The sequence below is a fragment of the Dactylosporangium darangshiense genome (assembly GCF_039537565.1).
Lineage (GTDB): Bacteria > Actinomycetota > Actinomycetes > Mycobacteriales > Micromonosporaceae > Dactylosporangium > Dactylosporangium darangshiense.
In genome coordinates this window covers 1-19,589 of sequence record NZ_BAABAT010000001.1, presented here as the reverse complement: position 1 = coordinate 19,589, position 19,589 = coordinate 1, and the positions used below count along the sequence as shown (strand labels likewise).

17 protein-coding genes are annotated in these 19,589 nt (G+C 70.9%); 8 read left to right on the top strand and 9 right to left on the bottom strand.

The features are described 5' to 3' along the window. Positions 1-55 precede the first annotated feature (55 nt). Both ABD901_RS00085 and ABD901_RS00080 read right to left on the bottom strand, forming a co-directional pair. Positions 56-778 carry a hypothetical protein gene (locus tag ABD901_RS00085; protein ID WP_345119814.1) on the bottom strand — a complete coding sequence of 241 codons (723 nt, stop codon included), beginning with the start codon at positions 776-778 and terminating at the stop codon, positions 56-58. Then, a complete protein-coding gene (locus tag ABD901_RS00080; protein WP_345119812.1) occupies positions 775-1,431 on the bottom strand; it encodes an RNA polymerase sigma factor in 657 nt (218 codons plus the stop codon). The genes ABD901_RS00085 and ABD901_RS00080 overlap by 4 nt, the downstream gene beginning before the upstream one ends. 471 nt (positions 1,432-1,902) lie before the next feature. Here ABD901_RS00080 and ABD901_RS00075 point away from each other — a divergent pair, with 471 nt between their 5' ends. Together ABD901_RS00075 and ABD901_RS00070 are read left to right on the top strand one after the other, a co-directional pair. Continuing rightward, positions 1,903-2,160: a PspC domain-containing protein gene (locus tag ABD901_RS00075; protein ID WP_345119810.1), complete on the top strand. Its 258-nt coding sequence runs from the start codon at positions 1,903-1,905 to the stop codon at positions 2,158-2,160. Positions 2,161-2,300: 140 nt separating this feature from the next. Beyond that, positions 2,301-2,723, top strand: a complete 423-nt coding sequence (locus ABD901_RS00070) for a hypothetical protein (protein ID WP_345119808.1) — start codon at positions 2,301-2,303, stop codon at positions 2,721-2,723. Here ABD901_RS00070 and ABD901_RS00065 read toward each other — a convergent pair. Next, positions 2,720-3,121, bottom strand: coding sequence for a winged helix-turn-helix domain-containing protein (locus tag ABD901_RS00065; protein ID WP_345119806.1), 402 nt, complete (start codon positions 3,119-3,121; stop codon positions 2,720-2,722). The genes ABD901_RS00070 and ABD901_RS00065 overlap by 4 nt on opposite strands. Before the next feature lie 82 nt (positions 3,122-3,203). Here ABD901_RS00065 and ABD901_RS00060 point away from each other — a divergent pair, with 82 nt between their 5' ends. Beyond that, a complete protein-coding gene (locus ABD901_RS00060) occupies positions 3,204-4,148 on the top strand; it encodes an isocitrate lyase/PEP mutase family protein (RefSeq protein ID WP_345119804.1) in 945 nt (314 codons plus the stop codon). 4 nt (positions 4,149-4,152) lie between these two features. On the opposite strand, the gene ABD901_RS00055 is transcribed toward ABD901_RS00060, so the two are convergent. Continuing rightward, positions 4,153-4,548, bottom strand: coding sequence for a GntR family transcriptional regulator (locus ABD901_RS00055; RefSeq protein WP_345119802.1), 396 nt, complete (start codon positions 4,546-4,548; stop codon positions 4,153-4,155). A gap of 111 nt (positions 4,549-4,659) precedes the next feature. Here ABD901_RS00055 and ABD901_RS00050 point away from each other — a divergent pair, with 111 nt between their 5' ends. Next, complete coding sequence (locus ABD901_RS00050) at positions 4,660-5,172, top strand: SigE family RNA polymerase sigma factor (RefSeq protein ID WP_345119800.1); 513 nt, start codon at positions 4,660-4,662, stop codon at positions 5,170-5,172. Next, positions 5,169-6,536: a hypothetical protein gene (locus ABD901_RS00045; RefSeq protein ID WP_345119798.1), complete on the top strand. Its 1,368-nt coding sequence runs from the start codon at positions 5,169-5,171 to the stop codon at positions 6,534-6,536. Before ABD901_RS00050 ends, ABD901_RS00045 begins: the two co-directional genes overlap by 4 nt. Here the strand turns inward: ABD901_RS00045 and ABD901_RS00040 are convergent. Beyond that, positions 6,523-7,491 (bottom strand): LysR family transcriptional regulator, encoded by a 969-nt coding sequence (locus tag ABD901_RS00040; RefSeq protein ID WP_345119796.1) that lies wholly within the window; start codon positions 7,489-7,491, stop codon positions 6,523-6,525. The two genes, ABD901_RS00045 and ABD901_RS00040, sit on opposite strands and share 14 nt — an antisense overlap. Positions 7,492-7,722: 231 nt before the next feature. On the opposite strand from ABD901_RS00040, the gene ABD901_RS00035 reads away from it, so the two are divergent. The 3 genes from ABD901_RS00035 (at position 7,723) to ABD901_RS00025 (ending at position 12,467) form a co-directional block, all read left to right on the top strand. Beyond that, the gene (locus ABD901_RS00035; protein WP_345119794.1) at positions 7,723-10,611 is read left to right on the top strand and encodes a helix-turn-helix transcriptional regulator; all 2,889 of its coding nucleotides are present in this window, start codon (positions 7,723-7,725) and stop codon (positions 10,609-10,611) included. 139 nt (positions 10,612-10,750) lie between these two features. Continuing rightward, positions 10,751-11,518 carry a DUF5995 family protein gene (locus ABD901_RS00030; RefSeq protein ID WP_345119792.1) on the top strand — a complete coding sequence of 256 codons (768 nt, stop codon included), beginning with the start codon at positions 10,751-10,753 and terminating at the stop codon, positions 11,516-11,518. 91 nt (positions 11,519-11,609) lie between these two features. Beyond that, positions 11,610-12,467, top strand: coding sequence for a hypothetical protein (locus ABD901_RS00025; RefSeq protein WP_345119790.1), 858 nt, complete (start codon positions 11,610-11,612; stop codon positions 12,465-12,467). Positions 12,468-12,567: 100 nt separating this feature from the next. Here ABD901_RS00025 and ABD901_RS00020 read toward each other — a convergent pair whose 3' ends face one another. The 4 genes from ABD901_RS00020 to ABD901_RS00005 form a co-directional block, all read right to left on the bottom strand. Next, entirely contained in the window at positions 12,568-14,586 is a 2,019-nt protein-coding gene (locus tag ABD901_RS00020) for a glycoside hydrolase family 6 protein (RefSeq protein ID WP_345119788.1), read from the bottom strand. A gap of 333 nt (positions 14,587-14,919) precedes the next feature. After that, positions 14,920-16,527: a DUF885 domain-containing protein gene (locus ABD901_RS00015; RefSeq protein ID WP_345119785.1), complete on the bottom strand. Its 1,608-nt coding sequence runs from the start codon at positions 16,525-16,527 to the stop codon at positions 14,920-14,922. Positions 16,528-16,540: 13 nt separating this feature from the next. Next, positions 16,541-17,599 carry an amidohydrolase family protein gene (locus ABD901_RS00010; RefSeq protein WP_345119783.1) on the bottom strand — a complete coding sequence of 353 codons (1,059 nt, stop codon included), beginning with the start codon at positions 17,597-17,599 and terminating at the stop codon, positions 16,541-16,543. Continuing rightward, complete coding sequence (locus tag ABD901_RS00005; protein ID WP_345119780.1) at positions 17,600-18,904, bottom strand: type I glutamate--ammonia ligase; 1,305 nt, start codon at positions 18,902-18,904, stop codon at positions 17,600-17,602. Positions 18,905-19,589 lie beyond the last annotated feature (685 nt).

The window sequence follows — 19,589 nt, the reverse complement described above, 5'->3', positions numbered from 1 at the left end:
TTGAGACAGCGCTGGGGCGGGCCTGGGCCGGCCCGCCCCAGGACGAACGGACGCGCTAGTGGCTCGGCTGCGTGCTGGGCCGGCCGGTGGGGTGGTGACTGGGCGTGCCGGTCGGCGCGCCGGTCGGGTGGTCGGTGTTCGCCTCGGTCGGGTGCTCGCTGGGCTGGTTGCCCGGCCGGGCGGTGGCGCTCGGGGAGGCGAGGACGTGGGTGCAGTACCCGTCGACCTTGTCCTTACCGCCGGCGGCGGTGATCAGGGCGCCGAAGGCCGGGTTCTCCAGGGCCTTGCCGTGCTCGGCGCCTGCGCCGGCGGTGTAGGCGTGGCAGAGCCCGACCAGCGACGGCGACGGGTCGGCGCTGGAGGCGCCGTGGTGCGACGCCGAAGGGTCCGCCGACGCGCGGGAAAGGCCGGCCGACGCGGCCGGGTTGGCGTGGTTGTTCAGCGGGTTCGGCAACGCGCCGGTGGTGGCAGCCAGGGCCACCCCGCCGCCGACGACGATCGTGGCGATGGCGGCGGCTTTGACGGTGAGCAGCTTGAGCAGTGCGGTCTTGACCACTGATTGTCTCCGTGGATGTGGGACAGGACGTAGCTGAGCGGTCCTGAACCCATCCACGGCCTGGTCCAGCCCGGCGAGCTCGGCCGGGCGGGCTGGCCCGGCTGACGCGGCGAGCACGGCGGCCAGCAGGTGGTACTGGTCGTCGACAGGGTCGCCATTGGCACCGGCGAGAAGGCGCTCGGCGGTGCCAGTGGTGAGGCGGAGGGTTCGACGGATGCTCATCTCACCTGTTTCGGCGCGGGGGCGGAGTCGGGTGTTACACCCGGCCGGACGGAGTCATGCGGGTGTTCCTCGAGCCACGCGGCGAGCCGGCGCAGGCCACGGTGCGCGGCGACACGGACCGCACCGGGCCGCTTGCCCAGCACGTGGGCCGCGCTCTTGGCGTCGAGGCCCATGACAACCCGCAGCAGTACCGCCTCGGCCTGATCGCGCGGCAGCGCGGCGATCGGCGCCACCGCCCGGTCGGTCGAGATCGCCTCGACCGCCTGCTCGCCGGCGTCGGGCTGGGTGGCGGACAGCTCCACCAGCTCCTCGATCGCGGTGGACACGGCCGGCCGGGACCGGTGGTGGCGCAGGTGATCCAGGGCGCGGTGCCGCGCGATCGCCGCCGCCCAGCCGCGGAATCCGGCGGTGTCCCGTAGCTTCGGCAGGTCGCGAGCGATGTGCAGCCACGCCTCCGAGGCGACGTCCTCGGCGTCATCGCCGACCAGCGCCCGCAGATAGCGCAGCAGGCCCGGCTGTACCGCCACGTAGAGCGCCGCGAACGCCGCCTCGTCACCCTGCTGCGCCGCAAGCACCCACGGGCGCAGTTCCTCCGGCGCGCCCTCCGCGCGGCCGAGCCCGGTCCGGACGTCGGTGCGCCCGGACCGTTTCACGCCGAAGGACCGTCCTGCCCCAAATGACAACAACGCCACAAGCACCCCATTCGGACGGATCGGTTCCAACGTCCGGTGGATACGGCGCGGCGCCCGTCGCCAGCGTTACACCTGACGGCGGACCGGCGGTTGGCTCGACGCTCGCGCATCGCGGCCACCGGCGTCCGAACGGGACCGGTACTGATGAACCGCTCGAGGACCAGGCGCTGATGACCGATCCGGCAACGCGGACCGACTTCCGCCCCGATACGAGATCCCCTCAGGGCGTGCCGACACGGCGCAGAACGCCCGCCCGTGCGTGAAGATGGCGGCAAAGCCCCGCCGCGCGTTGCCGGCGACCGCCGGGCGACCCCGAACCCGGATCAGGGTTTGGCGGCCAGGGGCGGGCCGGGGTCCGTCCCCGATGCGTCTGGGGCGCTCGCGAGGCCACGATGAATGCATCAGATGTGGTACCTCGAACAAGGAGTGAAAGTGGAAACCGTCTACGGCTCGATGCGCCAGCACGGCCTGGTCCGTCCGACGAATGGTCGTCTTCTCGGGGGTGTCGTCGCGGGTCTCGGCCGGCGGTTCGGCATCGACCCGTGGCCGGCGCGGCTGCTGTTCGTGCTGATCCTGCTCGCCATCCCCGGCTCGCAGATCCTCATCTACCCGATCCTGTGGATCCTGATGCCCGCCGAGCAGTCGACGAGCCCCGTCACGCCGCCGGCCGCGGCGACGCCCGCCGTCTGACCGACGTTGATTCGAGCCCGCCCCGGCAGCGCGAGCTGCCCGGTGGCGGGCCGGGTCATTTCAGGGGGCAGAGGGACTCGTGCCGGGAACCGGGACGGCTGAGGCATCGTCGTAGGTGTATGGGGGACAAGAAATCGAGAGTGTTTGTCTGGGTCGCTGCCTCCGTGTCCTGCGCGATGCTGCTGGCCGCCCTGGTGCTGGGGCTCGACGGGCGAGGACCGGCCGCGTCGGTGGTCTGTGACGAGGAACGTATTGCGTACGCCCACGAGCCGCGGCCGGTGCAGGGGCTTGCCGACGACTCGACGCTGCGGGTAGGGGACGCCCGCGCAGTCGGCGGGAACGAAGATCCATGGGGTACGTGGTCGCCCAGGCTGATGGGGGATGCATCGCTGGTCTCAATGCGGGAGGTCACCTATCCGGACCACCGGCGATGCGGCCGGGCGATCGGCGGCTACCGCTACTTCGTGATCACCATGCTGCGAGCGGGAGACATCGTAGTGGTGGCCAAGCAGGGGCGCGAGGAGCGGACGATGAGGATCCGCATTCTCGAGAAGGGCGCCTAGCACCACGGCGCGGGTGGGGAGATGAGGACGTACTCGTCGGCGCGGTAGGTGACGGTGCCGGTTTCGGGTGTCGTGACCTCGAACATGGCGATGCCGGGGCCGCAGCCGATGGCGTCGTACTCCTCCAGCGTCATCGGGCGGGCGGTGACTCGTGCGTCCAGCGGGAGCTCGATCGCGGTCGGGATCACTTCCGCGCGGACCTTCGCCAGCTGGCCGCGGTGTCTGGAGACGTAACCCTCGCGGCTCAGGACGGATATGGCGTCCCGAATGGTGTCGACGCTGCAGCCGAAGTCCTTGGCCATCCCGGCTTCGCTCGGCAGGCGGGCGCCGGGCGGGTACAGGCCCTCGTGGATCCGCTCGCGCAGCTTCTCGGCGACCTCACGGTACTTGACCGGCATGACGGAACGATAGCCATACGGCCATCTGGTGTAAAGGCCAGATGTGCCATGTCCGTCCTGTCGACGCGAACCATCCCGCTGAGTGACGCGCACGGCCATCGCGATGGGTACCGGGCGTCGGCATCCGACGGCATCGGGGGGCTCGACCATGACCAGGCGGACGTCGCGTTTGCGGCAGTTGCTCAGTGCTCCGGAGATCCTGGTGGCGCCCGGAGCCTACGACGGGACCGGCGCACGGCTGATCGAGGCGCTCGACTTCCGGGCGGTGTACGTCAGCGGATTCGAAACCTCCGCCAGCATGCTGGGGCTGCCCGACGTCGGCTACTTGACGATGACGCAAATGGTGACGCGGGTCGCGACGATCTGCGACGTGGTCGACCTGCCGGTGATCGCGGATGCCGACACCGGGTACGGCAATCCACTCAACGTCCGCCGTGCGGTCCAGGCATACGAGAAGGCCGGCGCCGCGGCCATGCACATCGAGGACCAGACCTTCCCGAAACGGTGCGGGCACATGCTCGGCCGCAACGTCATTCCGGCCGGCGAGATGGCACAGAAGATCAAGGCGGCGGTCGATGCGCGACAGGATCCCGACTTTACGATCATCGCCCGCACCGACGCCCGGACGACCAAGGGCCTGGCTGAGGCGATCGACCGTGGCGCCGCGTACCACGAGGCCGGCGCCGACATGCTGTTCATCGAGTCGCCCGAGACCGAGGACGAGATGCGGCGCATCTGTGCAGCGTTCCGTGGCATCGTCCCCGTGCTGAGCAACCAGATAGAAGGTGGTCGTACGCCGCTGCCGGGCGTCCGGAAGCTTGAGGAGATGGGCTACGCGCTCGCGATCTTCTCGCTCGGAACCGGGTTCGCCGCCGCGAAAGGCATGAAGGACTATCTCGACGTTCTGGCCGCCAAGGGCGACACCCGCGAGGCCCTCCATGGCATGGTGCTCTTCGACGATTTCAACAGGCTGATCGGTCTGGACGAACACGCCGAGCTCGAAAAGCGCTACCAAGGCGTGGACTGACGGCCTACCGGGCCGGTGGGGTGATGAGGACGTACTCGTCGCCGCGGTACGTGATGGTGCCGGCTTCGGGTGTCGTCACCTCGAGCATGGCGATGCCCGGGCCGCAGCCGATGGCGTCGGACTCCGTCAGGGTTATCGGGCGGGCGGTGATCTGCGCATCGGGCGGGAGCTCGAGCACGGTCGGCGCCGGTCTCGTGCGGACGATGGTCAGGTGGCCGCGGCGCCTGAGGATGTAGCCCTCGTTGCTCAGGACGGCCATCGCGTCGCGGATGGTGTCACGGCCGCAGCCGAAGTCCTTGACCATCTCGGCTTCGCTCGGCAGGCAGGCGCCGGGCGGGTAGCGACCGTCCTGAATCTGCTGGCGCAGCTTCCCAACGATGTCACGGAACCCAACCGGCATGTCGCGACTATAGCCATACGGCCATTTGGTGTAAAGGCCATACGTAACGAGTTCCAACCCCGGCGGGCCGTTGTGGCATGTACTCGTGTGACGGCGTCGGGGAGGAGTCGGGTGGTTGACGAAGACGGGTTTCGCGAGTTCGTGCGGGTGCGCCTGCCCCGCCTGTCGCGGGCCGCGTACCTGCTCGCCGGCGGGCATGCCCAGGCCGAGGACCTGTTGCAGGGGGCGCTGATCAAGGCCGCGCTCTCGTGGGGGCGGATATCGAAGGCCCAGGACCCCGAGGCCTACGTTCGCAAGATTCTGTACCACGAGCACGTGCGGACCTGGCGGCGGCGGCGATGGCTGGAGCACTCGACCGACCGCGTGCCGGAGCGGGCGCAGCAATCTGACGAAGTAAGTCAGACCGTCCTGCGGGTCGTGCTCCAGGAGGCGCTCGCCAAGCTCACGCCCAGGCAGCGCGCCGTCATCGTGCTGCGGTACTTCGAGGATCTGTCCGAAGCGGACACCGCCCAGGTCATGGGGACCTCCGTGGGCACGGTCAAGAGTCAGACCAGCCACGCGCTGGGGCGGCTGCGCAAGCTCGCGCCCGAGCTCGCCGAACGATTTGTGGAGGTCGGATCGTGAGCGGGCTGGGAGATCTGCTGGATCAGATCGCCGACGGAGCGAAGGTCTACGACGTCACCAACGTGGCCGTCCGGAAGTCCAACAACCGGCGGCGACTGCGCACCTTCACGAAATCCGCGGTCGGCCTCGTCGTCCTGGTCTGCGTGGCGGCGAACGCGCTGCCGTTCATCCTCCGCGGTGGGGGCATGGGGCGGCCGGAAGGCGGGCCGGGGCGGCTGGACGGGGAGCCGCCGGCCGTGGTCCGGGCCCTGCTCGACTCGCCCACCCGCGGGTCCCTGGCCGGCGACATCAACTACGTCAAAGCGGTGGTCGACCGGATCGCCGACGACCCGGAGCGGTACGGGCTGCCCGGGGACCGTGCGCGGCTGCGGGTGCTGTTCGCCGGGGACGTGCCGGGGAACCGGCGGCTGGTGATCGCCGCGGGGGCCACGGGCGCGCCGCGGGCGATCACGTTGGACGGCGCCGCCGGCGCTGCGGCCGGCAAGCTCGAGCTGACCGGCTGGACCGACGTCGAAGAGCCGGTCATGCGGCAGGGCGGGCAGGGGTACGCGCTGGTGTTCGGGCCGGAAAGGTACGAACTCTCGATCTCGTCGTCGCCGCGATACCTGCTCGACGGCACCGTCAAGCGCACGTGGGAGCCGGCGCCGGGCGACTATCTGCTGCGCGACGCGACCACGCTGCCGCCCCGGCTGCGGGTGCGGATGAGCAAGGGCGACAAGGTGTTCTTCGAGGGGCCGGTCGCCTCGTCCGGCGGCAACCCGCCGGGCGCGATCGACCCGACGCCGCTGTTCGGGCGCGGCAAACCCGCGCCGCGGGCCGCACAGGTGGCGGCGAGCGCGGTCGCGTACCAGTTCGGGCTGACCGGGCCGGACGTGCACTACGTCGTGCTGTGGAGCGACGACTTCGTGGTCGACGACCCGAACGGTACCGGGTCGGGGAAGGGGCAGATCGCGACGGTGATGGCGGTGACCGCGGACGGCGGCGGGCCCTACAACACGCTCGCGACGGACGCGAGCGCGCAGCCGAACGCGCGTAACCACCCGACCGGTGGCGGGGTGGCCGGCGATCCGGCGAAGCTGCTCATCGTCATGCGGATGCCGCACTTCACCAAGGAGGAGCCCGCCACGCTGCAGATCGTGGCGCCGCCGGCGGCGGTGCGGTACGAGATCCGCAACGGTGACGCGGTGGTCGCCGGCGGGGCGTTGACCAACGGGGTCGGGCGGCTGGAGCTGCCGGGGCCGCTCAAGGTCACGGTGCGGGTGTACGACGACAAGAACGGCGTCGTCGCCGAGCGGGCGTTCGCCGACCTCGAGCCCTACACGCCGGCGGGCGACTCGTTCGAACCGGAGGTCAAGGGCTGGTGAGGCGGGTGTACCCCGGGACCTGCGCGACCGCGTCGCGGAGGGCGGCGATGACGGGGAACAGCTTCGCCGCCTCCGTCTTTCTCGTGGTCACCGCGACCGGGTACTCCAGATAGCGCCGCTGGTGGGTGATGGGCACCCAGCGGAAGCGGTCGGCGCCCTCGCCGGCGAAGTCGTGGCCCGTCGTGTAGGCGAGGGCCACGTCCGACGGGGCGACCACGACGCGGTTGGCGGTGGCCGGTTCGTTGCGCATGCGGAGGATGGCCGTCGCCGCCTCGTCCTCGGTGATCGTGGCGTGCTTGTACGCGTCCTCCAGGGCCCACTCGTCGATCTTCGCCTCCAGCAGCTGGCGGGGCAGGAGCAGTTCGTAGTCGGCCAGTAGGTCGGCCAGCCGCACCGACTCGCTACGGAAGGATCGCGGAACCATCGCCAGGAGCCGGGCGGTGTAGAGCTCCTTGGACACCAGGGCGCGGTCGTCGGCGATGGGCGGGCCGACGATCAGCTGGTACACGTCGGTGTGCAGCAGGTGCACGGCGTGGTCGCGGAATTCTCTCGGTGCGCCGTGGCGCGATTCCAGGTACCGAATAATGATCTTTGGCGGTTCCATGGCCGTCATTAGGTATACGTGATGGGGAAGACACGCGAGGGTCGGCAGCGCGGGCGCCGGGCCCTCGTTGCGCATGCGCTGGTAGCCCGCCAGGATGTTCAGCGCGGCCTGGCGGAACTCCTCGCCGCGGGGGGTGAGCTTCTTCTGGCTGTGCGTTCCCTCGAACGGCGGCGTTTTCAGCCACGCCTCGATCTTCTTGATGACCTGGTTGACGGCCCGTCTGGTGTAGGACCGGCCGATCTGGCGGGACAGGTGCTCGGCGGCGGCCAGGTAGCTGCCGTGGTCCGCGACGGCGATGAAGACCTTGCATTCCCATTCATTCGGCGCCACGTCGTCCGCCGTAGCTGGCATGCGCCTGAGGCTATAGGTAGTCGATCGAGCACGGAAGGTGGTCGCTCGATCGGGGCCTATACATTGCGTTATTTGAAGATCTACCAATAGCCACAGATGCGGAACTATCCCTTCCATGAGGCAACTTCATGTAGCGATCGGTAATTGTGTCCGTCGGTCAGCATGAGTTCTGGTGGTTCCACGGGTGGCCCTGGGCGCCCTGGTCGGATGGCAAAGGGGATTGGCGTTCACATGGACTCCGAAGATCCCGGGGACGGACCGAGCCGATACGGTGCGTCACGGTTCGTCGGGCGTGCGGAGGAGCTGGGCGCGATCGACGCGTCCCTGCGAGGATTGCTGCGCGGTGAGACCTCCGCGGTGTTCGTCACCGGCGACGTCGGGGTGGGCAAGACCCGGCTGCTCGCCGAGGCGGCGGAGCGGATGCGCGCCGCCGGCGCGGTCGTCCTCGAAGGCGTGTGCGTCGGCCCCAACCTCGGCAACGCGCTGCTGTACCCGGTGCGAAACGCCCTGGCCCGCCGCGATGACCGCGCCGCGCGGGAACTGCTGCGATACATCGGCGAGCTCGACGGCCGCGGTGACCGCATCGGTGCGGTGCTCGACGGGGTGTCGACCGGATTGTGCCGCGTGGCCGCCGGGCGGCCGCTGGCCCTGGTGATCGACAATCTGCAGTGGGTCGACGCGACGACCGGCGGGCTGCTGCTGCACCTGCACGCCGGCCTCGGCGGCCAGCCCCTCATGCTGCTGGCCGCGCTGCGGCTGGACGGCCTGCCGCAACAGCACCGGGTCGCCCGGACGATCGCCGAGCTGCGTCGCCAGCCGTCGGTCAAGGTGCTCGACCTGCCGCCGCTGGCGCGTTCGGAGACCGCGGACCTGGCGGACGCGATCACGGGTCGGGCGCTGTCGGCCGAGGAGTCGGATCGGCTGTGGTATCGCAGCGGAGGAAACCCCTTCCTGGTCGAGGCGCTCGCGCGCGGGCTGCGCGACGGCCTCGACGACGTCCCGCCGTCGATCCGGGAGATCGTCGCCGAGCAGATCGAGGCGTTGCCGCGGGACGCCGTCCACGTGGTCAAGGCCCTCTCGGCGGCGGCCGGCCCGGTCTCGCACCAGCTGCTCGCCACGGTGCTCGACATCGGCGACGACCGCCTCGAAAAGGCCGTCGACGCCACGGTTCGCCAGCGCGTCCTGTGCGCCGACGGCGACGGCTACCGCTTCCAGGTCGAGCTGTTCAAGGAGGTTGCGGAGCCGCGGCTGCTGCCCGGCGAGCGGCGCCGGTTCCACCGCCGCTACGCCGAGGCGATTCAGGCGTCGGCCTCGGCCGATGCGAAGCTCGCCGCGCTGGCCGAGCACTGGTGGGAGGCGGGCCAGCCGGAGCCGGCCTGGCGCTGTGCGGTGGCGGCGGGGGAGCGGGCCGAAGCCGAGCACCGCTACGCCGAGGCCGGCGTCAGCTGGGCGCTCGCGCTGCGCGTGCTCGACGAGGCGCCCGACGCCGACCTGCCCCGGGCCGAGCGACCCGCCGTGGTGCGCGCCGCCGCCCGCGCCGCGCACCGCAGCGGCGACCCCGAGCAGGCGCTGGCGATGCTCGACAAGCTCGCGCCGGAGCCCGGGCGGCCGGTGTGGTGGTACATCAGCCGGGCCCGCAGCCTGACCAGCAGCGGCCGGGCGGCGCAGGCGCGGGACGAGTACGAGCTGGCACTGTCGGCGGCGGACTGCGGCCCGGCCGAGCGAGCCGACGCGATGGCCCGGCTGGCCGACCTGCTGGTGCAGCTGGGGCAGTACGGCATGGCCCGCGTCCGGGCCACCGAGGCGCTGGAGCTCGCCGGCGGCCTGCCCGATGCCGTGTCCTCGAAGGTCCTGGCCGGCGTGGCGCTCGGGTTCAGCCAGGCGTACCTCGACGACCCGGTCGCCGGGCGGGCCACCGTCGAGCGGGCGCTCGAGATCGCCCGCCGTGACGGCGACCCGGCCGATGTCGCCCGCGCCTACCTGCGCCTGGCCGAGCTGCTGACCGGCCCGCTCAACGAGCTGGAGGCCGGCGTCGAGGCGGCCAGGCAGGGCGCCGCGCTGGCCGAGCGGTCGGGCGTCGGCCGCGCGTTCGGCACCCGGCTGCTCGCCGCCGCCGCCAACGGGCTCTTCCGCCTCGGCGACTGGGCCGAGGCCGGAAAGGTCGTGGACGAGGCCGAGCGGCTGCGCCCGGCCGGGACGGCGGCGGTCGACCTGCTGCTGGCCCGGTGCCGGCTCGCGCTCGGCCGCGGCGACCTCGCCGGCGCGGCCCGGGACCTCACCGCCGTGGAGACGCTGACCGCCGGCGGCAACGCCAACCACGAGCTGACCCTCGCGACCCTGCATGCCGGGCTGGCGATCTGGGAGGGCCGCTACGACGACGCCCGCCGGGCGATCCGGCGCGGCCGCGAGTCGTTCGACGTGCGGACCGACGACGTGATGGTGTTCGTGGTCATCCTCTGGCACGGCCTGCGGGCCGAGGCGGAGGCGGGCACCGCGGACCGGGACGAGGTCGCCGCGCTGGAGGTCGTCGCCGGGTACCTCCGCCTGGACCGCAACGCCTCGGCCGTCCCGGTCCGCCTGGGCATCGACGGGTACCTCGCGCTCTGCAACGGCGAGATGTCGCGGATCAGGCGCACGCCCGATCCCGAGACCTGGCGGGCGGCGGCCGACATCTGGCGGGATCGCCGGCACCTGTACCCGCTGGCCTACGCCCTGCTGCGGCTGGCCGACGCCTGGTTCGCCGGTGGGACGGACCGCACGGCCGCGACGGCCGCGCTGCGGGAGGCGCACGCCATCACCGCTCGCCTCGGCGCCGTCCCCCTCGCCCAGGAGGCCGAGAAGCTGGCACGGTCGGCCCGCGTGTCGCTCGAGCCGTCGCAACAGCAACCTCCCAAAGCGGCCGGCGGTCCGCTCGACGACCTGACCCCCCGGGAACTGCAGGTGCTCGAACTGCTGGCCGACGGGCGGACCTACCGGGAGATCGGAGAGCTGCTGTTCATCAGCCCGCGGACCGCGGAGAAGCACGGTGCGTCGGCGAGCGCGAAGCTCGGGGTCCGGGGCAAGTACCAGTTGGGCCTGCTCTACCAGCAGCACGCCCGGGGGCGTCGGGCGGCCGAGTAATGGCAAGGTTACGTTCCGAGCATGGGTAGGTCCGTGCGAACGAGGTACGTGAACTCACCGATCTCCGGGGGCCGTCCCGTTGCGATCGTGGGGTGGCGTACCGAGACATCCCGGGCACGCGGCCAACACCGGAGGAATCGTGACCACAACGTCGTGGGGATCCGCCCAGGCGGAAATGATCGCCGCCACCTCACACGCACCGGAGACCATCGCGGACGTCGTCGCTCAGCTCGAAGCGGTCCAGGGCGTGCTGGACCGCCTGCCCGACCTCTACCGGGAGAACCCGGTCTCCGACTTCAACGTGCTCTACACCGACATCACCCGGCGCATCCTCGAGCGGCACGACGACGGTGCCTTCAGGGATCCGCAGTTCCTCAACGTTCTCGACGTCGAGTTCGGCAAGCGGTACCTCGACGCATTGCACCGCTGGGGCTCGGCCGGGCTGGTCGCGCCCGCGTCCTGGGTCGTGCTGTTCGAGCGGTACAACGACCAGCGGCTGCGCTCGCTGCCGTGCGCGGTCGCGGGCGTCAACGCCCACATCAACTACGACCTCGCGTTCGCCCTCGTGGCGACGTGGGAGCGGGTCGGCCACGCCAACTTCGGCAGCCCGCAGCACCATGACTACCTGCTCATCAACCAGGTCTTCAAGGAGGCCATCCCCGGCCTGCGCCGCGGGTTCCTCACCGCCTGGCAGCGCCGCATCGACCAGATCAACGGCAACTTCGACGACTGGTACGAGAACCTGCTGGTGCAGCTGACCCGCGACCACGCCTGGTCGCGCGCCCAGTGGCTCTGGCACGTGCGCACCAACCCGATCCTGTTCGAGGCGGGCCGGTCGGCCATGGACCGCGACGCCGCCGTCATCGGCCGGGTGCTGCTCTCCCCGTTCTGCAGCCTGTTGCAGTAGCCGCTCGCGCGGGCCCCGGGTGACGCCGGACCGGAGCCCGCGCGCCGGCGCCGTTCTCCGGCGTGAACCCCCCTCTCGTTGGAGCATCCCCATGCAACTCGCGCTGTCCTGCGTACCCCCGACCTTCAACATCGCCGCGACGTCCGCTGCGTACGCCCAGATGGCCGGGCTGCTGTCCGGCTTCGCCTTCACCGCGCTCGTCATGCTGCTGAAACCGACCCGGTCCAGGCGGCGAAGGCCCGAGGACCAGTTACCGGTCGCGCTGTTCGCCGCGTTCGTCGCGCTGCTGCTCTCGACGCTGACGTACTCGCTGCTCGCGGGCGAGGACGTGGTCGGCGCGAGAGCGCGCACCGCCACCGAGGAACTGGTGGACGGGCTGCCGTTCGGCCTGGCGTTCATCATGCTGCTGCACGGCCTGACGTTCCTGCTCGACAGCGGCGGCGCGGGCCGGGCGCTGGTGCGGGCCGTGCACGTCATCACGGTGCTCGTGCTGCCGGCGCTGACCATGTTGTACCTCGTCAACGCCGTCCCGGACATGGAGTCCGCCCGCGCCCAGCTGGCCGGCGGGTGCCCGTCCACGTCGATGTACACCTTCGGATTGATCCTCACCGCGCTCACCATCGCCGTGCTCGGCGCGATGCTCGTGGCCCGCAGCCGCTGGCCGCGCTTCCGCGACTGGACCCCGCGCCGGCCGGACGCGGCGCCGTTCCTGGTCCTCGTCGTCTGCATCGCGTCGGCCGTGTGCGCCGGGTTCCTCGCCAGCCGCTCGCCCAACTTCCTCTTCCCCTCGGCCGGCCTCGCGACCTTCCTCGAGCTCGCCTGGCTGCTGCTGACCGGAATCGGCACGGTACTCATCGCGTCTTGGCCTCCGCCGAAGGCGCCGGACCCGCCGACCGGCCGGATCGGCCGGCACCGGTCACGAACGCGAGCGGCCTCAACGGCAAATTAGCCATACGGCCATCTGGTGACAAGTCCAGATGAACCAAGTGGCGACACAAGCGAAGAGGGGCCCCCGGCGGCGCCGGGGACCCCTCAGTGAGCGGTGCTGGTTAGAGGGCCGGGTAGGCGTTCTGCATCAGCTGCTGGAACTGCGCCGAGAACCACGCGCCGGAGACCGGGGCGTTGGGCAGGGCGCCGCTCAGGCTGTTGCCGTTGCGGCCGTTGCCGGTGTAGGTCGGGTCGCACATGCGGTCGAAGCCCTTGCCGCCAGGGTTGTTCGGGCCGGTCGGGATCAGGGAGCTCGAACCGTCCGACTCGCCCGGGGGCTTGATCCAGACGTAGGCGTCGATGCCCGCGGCGGGCGTGGCGCGCGGGCGCTCGCCGATGCCGGCGCCGCTCTGGTTGCACCAGTTGCCGGCGTGGATGCGCCGGTCGATGCGGGACTGGTCGACGTAGGTGTTCACGTCGGTCGACGTGGACGCCGCGGTCGGGCGGGCCGAGCCGCCCCAGCCGTTGCGGCTGGTGTCGATCAGCATGCCGATGTTGGAGTTGAAGCCCTGGCCGACGAGCGCAGTGCGGAAGGCCTGGGCGAACGTGAGCTCATCGGTGTACTGGTTCCAGTCCACCCACTTCGACTGGCGGACCGACTGGCCGTTGACCGTAGTCGTGGGCTGGACCCACGGCTCGGACAGGGCCGAGTAGTTCGCCGTGTTGGTGATGAAGCCGTCGACCGTGGCGACGCCGCCGACGGCGCCCTTCGCGGTGCTCGCGAACAGCTGCGCGGACGGGGTGAAGTTGCTGTCCCAGCCGATCCAGCCGTGGTGCGCGGCGTCGATGTAGTTGTAGATGTTGGTGCCGGAGGCGTGCAGCTTGCCCAGGGCGTACTGGATGCCCGTGACGTAGTTGCCGTTCGCCTTCATCGTCGCGCAGGCGGAGGTGGCGCCGGCCTGGCCGTCCGCGTTGGTGACGAGGTTCGGCAGCGAGTCGATCTCGACGATGTTGACGATGCGGATGCCCGAGTACTTGGAGTTGGCCTCGACCGCGGCGATCTGGTCGATGTACTCCGTCTTGTACCGGTCGATCTCCGTCGGGCCGAGCTCGCCGTTGGAGGCCAGGGCCGCGCAGTCACGGCCGGGCAGGTCGTAGATCACGAACTGGGCCAGCGTGGCGCCCTGGGCGAGGGCGTTGTCCAGGTGCTTGGCCAGGCTCGTGGTGTAGCCCGAGCCGGACGGCGCGGTGATGGCGGCGATCGAGTCGAGCCACACGCCGGTCGGCTGGTTGGAGATGCGGCTGCCGCCCGACTCGGCGGCGGCCTTGGCCGACCAGTCCGGGTTCACGTACCACTTCGCGCCCACGTAGGGGTTGTCGACGTGGGTGCCGCCGTTGCCGCCGGTCGTGACGGTGATCGCCACGGCGGAGCTGGTGGCGGTCGCGTTGGCGGCGCTGTACGCCTTCGCGGTCAGCGAGTAGCTGCCGGCCGCGACGTTGGCCCAGCTGAACGTGTACGGCGAGCTGGTGTCGGTGCCCAGCAGCGCCGAGCCGTTGTAGAACTCGACCTTGCTGATCGTGCTGTTGGTGACGCTCGCGTTCGCGGCCAGGCTCACCGTGGCGGGTGCGGTGAACGTCGAGCCGTTCGTCGGGCTGGTGATGGCCACCGTCGGGGTGCCGGGGTTGTTCGGGTTGGACGGCGAGTTCGACGGCGACGACGGGCCGCCGGTCGTGGTGCCGCCGGTGCAGGCGGTGCCGTTCAGCGTGAAGTTGGTGCCGGCCGGGTTGCTGCCGCTCCAGTTGCCGGTGAACCCGAACGAGGCCAGTCCGTTGGTGGCGACGCTCCCGTTGTACGGCATGTTCGTGGCGTTGACGTGCACGCCCGACTGGGTCTTGTTCGCGTTCCAGATCTGGGTGATCGTCTGCGACGAGTTGCCGAAGTCCCAGCCGACGTTCCAGCTGGTGATCGGGTCACCGAGGTTGGTGACGTCGACCTGGGCCTGGAAGCCGCCCGGCCACTGCCCGACGATCGTGTACTTGGCGGTGCATCCGGACGCTGCGAAAGCCTGGGTGGCGACGACGACAGCGCCCCCGGTCGCCACGAGCGCGGCGGCCGATATGAGGGCGATCTTGCGCCTCATCGAGTCTCCTCACATTGACGGTTCGGAATCGAGGTGTCAGCTACGGTCCGTACCGTCCCGGGACACGTCAAGGCGGCCGGCCTCGGGTAAGCCGTTTAGCTCGTAAGCGCCTGGTGGGAGACCTGAAACTTACGCTGCAAACCTAAAATGAAAGGGCGTGGAGTCCTCGGAAGATCAGCTTCGCCAGAACGCCCGTCTCCCGCAGTGAGGACTCCACGCCAGCGCATGGTGCCATGACCCACACCGCCCGGAAACGATGCCGGGCGGTGTGCGGGCAATCAGTGCGATCCATCGATGCCAGGCAACCGAAATCCCTTTCGGCGCCCGTGAAACTTACGCGGTGAAGTCCCGGGACAAGATCAGGTCCTCGAGCACGTCGAGCGGCAGCGGGCCGTGCGCGAGCACCGTGTGGTGGAACGCGCGGATGTCGAAGCCGCCGCCGAGCGCCGCGCGGGAGCGCTCGCGCAGCCGGTCGATGTGCAAACGCCCGATCATGTACGCCAGAGCCTGGCCCGGCACCGCGATGTACCGATCGACCTCGTTGACGATGTTCGTCTCCGACAGCGCGGTGTTGGCCCGCATGTAGTCGATCGCGCGCGACCGCGACCAGCCGAAATGGTGCAGTCCGGTGTCGACGACCAGCCGGCACGCCCGCCACGCGTCGAACGAGACCATGCCCAGCCGGCTGAGCTCGCTCGTGTAGAGGCCCATCTCGTCGGCGAGCCGTTCGCTGTAGAGCCCCCAGCCCTCGCCGTGCGCGTCGAGGTACGCGAAACGGCGGAACTCGGGCAGGTCCGCCCGCGACTGCGCGAGGGCGATCTGCAGGTGGTGGCCGGGCACGCTCTCGTGGAACGCGAGCGCCTCGTACTCGAAGCGCGCCCGCGACCGCGGCCGGAACGTGTTCACGACGTGCGCGCCGGGCCGGGCGCCGTCCGCCGTCGGGGGCATGTAGTAGCCCAGCACCGAGTGCTCCGCCTCGGCCGGGTCCATCTCGCGCACCTCGCACGGCGCGATGTCGTACGTCGCGAACCAGTCCGGCAGCGCCGCCTCGGCCTCGCGCAGCGCGCGCGTCACGGCGTCGACGATCTCTCCCGCGGTACCGAAGCGGAGATTTTGATCTTCTCGAAGCCGGACGAGGACCTCGTCGACGTCCGTCGTGCCCAGCGCGCGCCCGCCACGCTCGGCGAACTCCTCGCGCAGCCGGGCCACCAGCTCCAAGCCGGTCCGGTGGATCTCCTCGGGCCCGAGCTCGGTCGTGGTGCACGCGCGCACAAGGCCGAGATAGCCCTCCGCCCCGCCCGGCACAAAGCACAGCCCGGCCTTTTCGTCGGGGCGCGCGACGGGCAGCAAATGCTCCTCGAGCGCATTTCGAAAACGCACGATCGCCGGTCGTACCGCGGAAGCCACGACATCCGTGGAAATGCGCCGCAGCAGCGGGTCCCGCTCGATCGGCCCGGACAGATATGCATCGGCCTGTATGATTGCCTGGCGCACGCCGATCTCGGTCTGGAATCGCCCGTCGCGCGCCGCCCGGAGATATCGCTCGACGTAGGCGTCGAAGTATCCGGGCAGTTTCTCGAGCCGCGCGAGGTATTCCTCGTCGGTCCCGGTGCTCGCCGGAAACGTCGACACGACCTGCGCGAGCGGCCCGGTCCCGCCGGCGGTGACGCCGACCTCGACCATGCCGTCGGCGAGCACGCGCTGCCCGTCATCGAGCAGCCGCCGCAGCATCGCGTGGCTGATCGGATCCTCGGCGGGGTCGGCCGCCCGCAGCTCCTCGGCCAGGCGCGCGAGCTCGGCGCGGTGGCGCTCGGCCGCCGCCCGGCTCGGGTCGGGCACCTCCGCCTCGTAGCCCGGAACCCCGAACACCCCGGCCCCGAACGGATCGGCGGCGCAGTGCGCGCGGAAGTACTCCTCGCCCAGCTGGGCCAGCGTCTTCATCGGCAGGAAGGTATCACCGGCGGTAGACGCGGCGGGCGTTGTCGGCCCCGACCGCGCGCGCGACGCGCTCGGCGTCCGGCCAGTCCTGCAGCAGCGCAGACAGCGACCAGCGGAACTGCTCGGCGCCGACCAGGTAGAGCTCGGCCAGGCCGTAGGCGTCGGACGAGTACAGGATCTTGCCGAAGGGGGCCAGCTCGAAGTACTCCGCCAGGACCGCCGCGGCGCGCGGGCCGGTGTGGGTGAGCGTCAGGCCGACGTCGAGGTAGACGTTGGGGTACACGTGGGCGAGCCAGCCCGCCTGGCGGTGGTACGGGTAGCAGTGCAGCAGCACGATCGGCACGCCCGACGGCTCGACCGCGGCGAGCCACGGCTGCAGCAGCGACGGGTCGGACCTCGGCAGCGACAGGTCGCGGTCGCCGAAGCCGGTGTGCAGCTGGATCGGCAGGCCGAGGTCGACGGCGGACCACAGCAGATGCCGCAGCAGTACCGCATCGGCGAGCCGTTTCGCGTTCGCGCCCAGCCACTGGCCGGCGGCTTCGGTCACCTCGCGGCGTGATGGGCGCCGGGGATCGATGTCGAGGCCGCACCGGTACGCCAGGATCGACTTCACCGCCGCGGCCTCGCCCGTGGCCTCGGCGAGGGCGGCGTCGAATGCCGGCGCGAAGTTCCCGGCGGAGACTCCGGCCGCGGCGACCCGCTCGGCGACGGTCTCCAGGCGCACCACCTCGGCGTATCGGGCGACGGCCGCCTCGGCCAACGCCGGGCCCGTCAGTCCGCCGGGCAGGCCCGTGTCCACCAGCAGCTCGGCGAGCCCGGCCGCGCGCAGCAGCCGGCGGCTCGCCTCGACGGCGCCGAGCTCGGCGCGGCGGGCCAGGTACTCCTCGGCGGGCGCGTGTGCCGGCAGGTCGAGCACCGGCGCGCACCACCGGCGGATCGCCAGGCCCGCCGGTCCGTCCAGGTAGGACACTCCGGGCGGCGGCGGGACCGACGCCTCCGTGGACCACAGGCCGAACGCGTCGGCGTCCAGCTCCTCGGTGGTGATCGCGTGGCAGTGGGCGTCGAGCAGCAGCACTCAGTACCGCCAGCGGGTGGCGGCGGCGATGTCGTCCGACGACCGGCCGGCGAACAGCTCGACCTCGGCCCGGCGCACCGCCAGGAACGCCTCGAACAGCGGGTCGCCCATCGCGCGGCGCAGTCCCTCGTCGGCCTCGAGGCGCGCGACGGCCTCCGGCAGCGACTCCGGCAGCCGCGGCGGTTGCTCGGCGTCGGGCAGCGAGGCGGGGTCGACGCCGACCTCGGCGGGCAGCCTGTTGCCCGCGTCGAGGGCGTCGACGACGAGCGCGGCGACGGCGCCGACCACCAGGTACGGGTTTGCCGCGCCGTCGATGCACTTGATCTCGGCGTTGGCGGACCGGTCCTCCGTGCCCGTAACACCTGTTACGAAACGCAGGCCGGCCTCGCGGTTCTCGCGGCCCCAGCACTGGAACGCGCCGGCCCATCGCTGCGGTACCAGCCGGAGATAGCTGGCGACGCCGGGCGAGCCGATCGCGCAGAGCGCCGGCAGCCGCTCCAACGCGCCGGCGAGGACGGACTCGCCGCGGTCGGTCAGGCCATGCGGCCCGGTGCCGCCCGCGAACAGGGCGCCGTTCGCGTCGCGGGCCGAGAAGTGCAGGTGCGCGCCGTTGCCGACCTGGCCGGCGACGACGACCGGCGCGAACGAGACCTGCAGGCCGTGCCGCGCCGAGACCGCGCGGATGGTCTGGCGGACAAGGACGTTGTCGTCGGCCGCCGCGACCGGGTCGCCCGGCGCGATCGACAGTTCGAGCTGGCCCACGGCGTACTCCGGGTGCAGTTGCTCGACCGCGACACCCTGCGCCGCCAGGGTCGCGAGCAGGTCGTCGAGGTAGGCGGACAGCTCGACGATGCGGGTCATGCCGTAGGCGGGACCGGTGCACGCGGGGCTCGGGGGCTCGCCGGGCTGCCCGACGTACCACTCGATCTCGAACGCCATGCGAAGACTCAGGCCGGCGGCGGCCGCGCGCTCGGTCATCGCCCGGGCGAAGCGCCGCTGGCAGGCCACATACGGCTCGCCCTCCTGCGTCCACCGGTCCACCGGCGCCCACGCCCAGCCCGGCTGCGCGGCGAGCGCCGTGAGCCGGTCCAGGTCGGGGCGCAGTCGCAGGTCGCCGACGGGGCCGCCGATGTGCCGGCTGGTGGTGATCGAGTCGTCGACGCCGAACACGTCGAACACGGGCGACATGCCGACGCCCCACTGCGCCGCGTCGGCGAGCTTCGCGACGGGCACGGTCTTGACGCGGGTGATCCCGGCATTGTCGACGAAGGTCAGGGCGACACCGCGGACGCGCTCGTCCAGCATGCCTACCAGTGTCCCCTGGATGCTGGATCGGCGCGCGCCCTCGGCCACTACGAGCTGGGTGACGACCTCGGTCAGCGGGCGGTCTCTCGGGTGAAGCAATAGGCGTTCGCCACGCTGAGTGGTGGCGCCGACACTCCACTGTGGATGCTCCACTGTGGTCGCGGTCACGTGCTGGAGGCTGATTTGGTTGAGGGGCCGGGCTCCTGTAACGTTCCGTGGCGCAAGGCGGTGGGTGCTTCGGGGAGAGCGGCGAAAGCCGGTTGACACGGAAGCAGCGACCAAGTAGAGTTACCCGGCCAGCAGGGATACGGGCGAGTCGCGAAGCGACAGTCGGCCGGCCTGCAAGGCCACTCCAATCTCGAAGCTCACCGATTCGGTGGGTGGTTGCGGTTGGGCAGATTCGAGCGATGCAAGCCGATCTTCGGATTTGGAATTGCGGAGCCGATCGGATAGATTAGCGGTACCGCCCCGGAATTCGGGCCTCACAACAGAGGCAAGGATGCGGTGTGCGTTGGTTGTTTGAGAACTCAACAGGGTGCTTGTTAAGCCAGTGCCAATTGATTATTACCCCGTGGCACGGGCCCCGTTTGTGGGGTTGCGTGTCTGGGATTCCTTTGGTGACAACATGTTTGTTGCCGGGTGATTTGCTCACCAATTAGGTTTTGTTGGAGAGTTTGATCCTGGC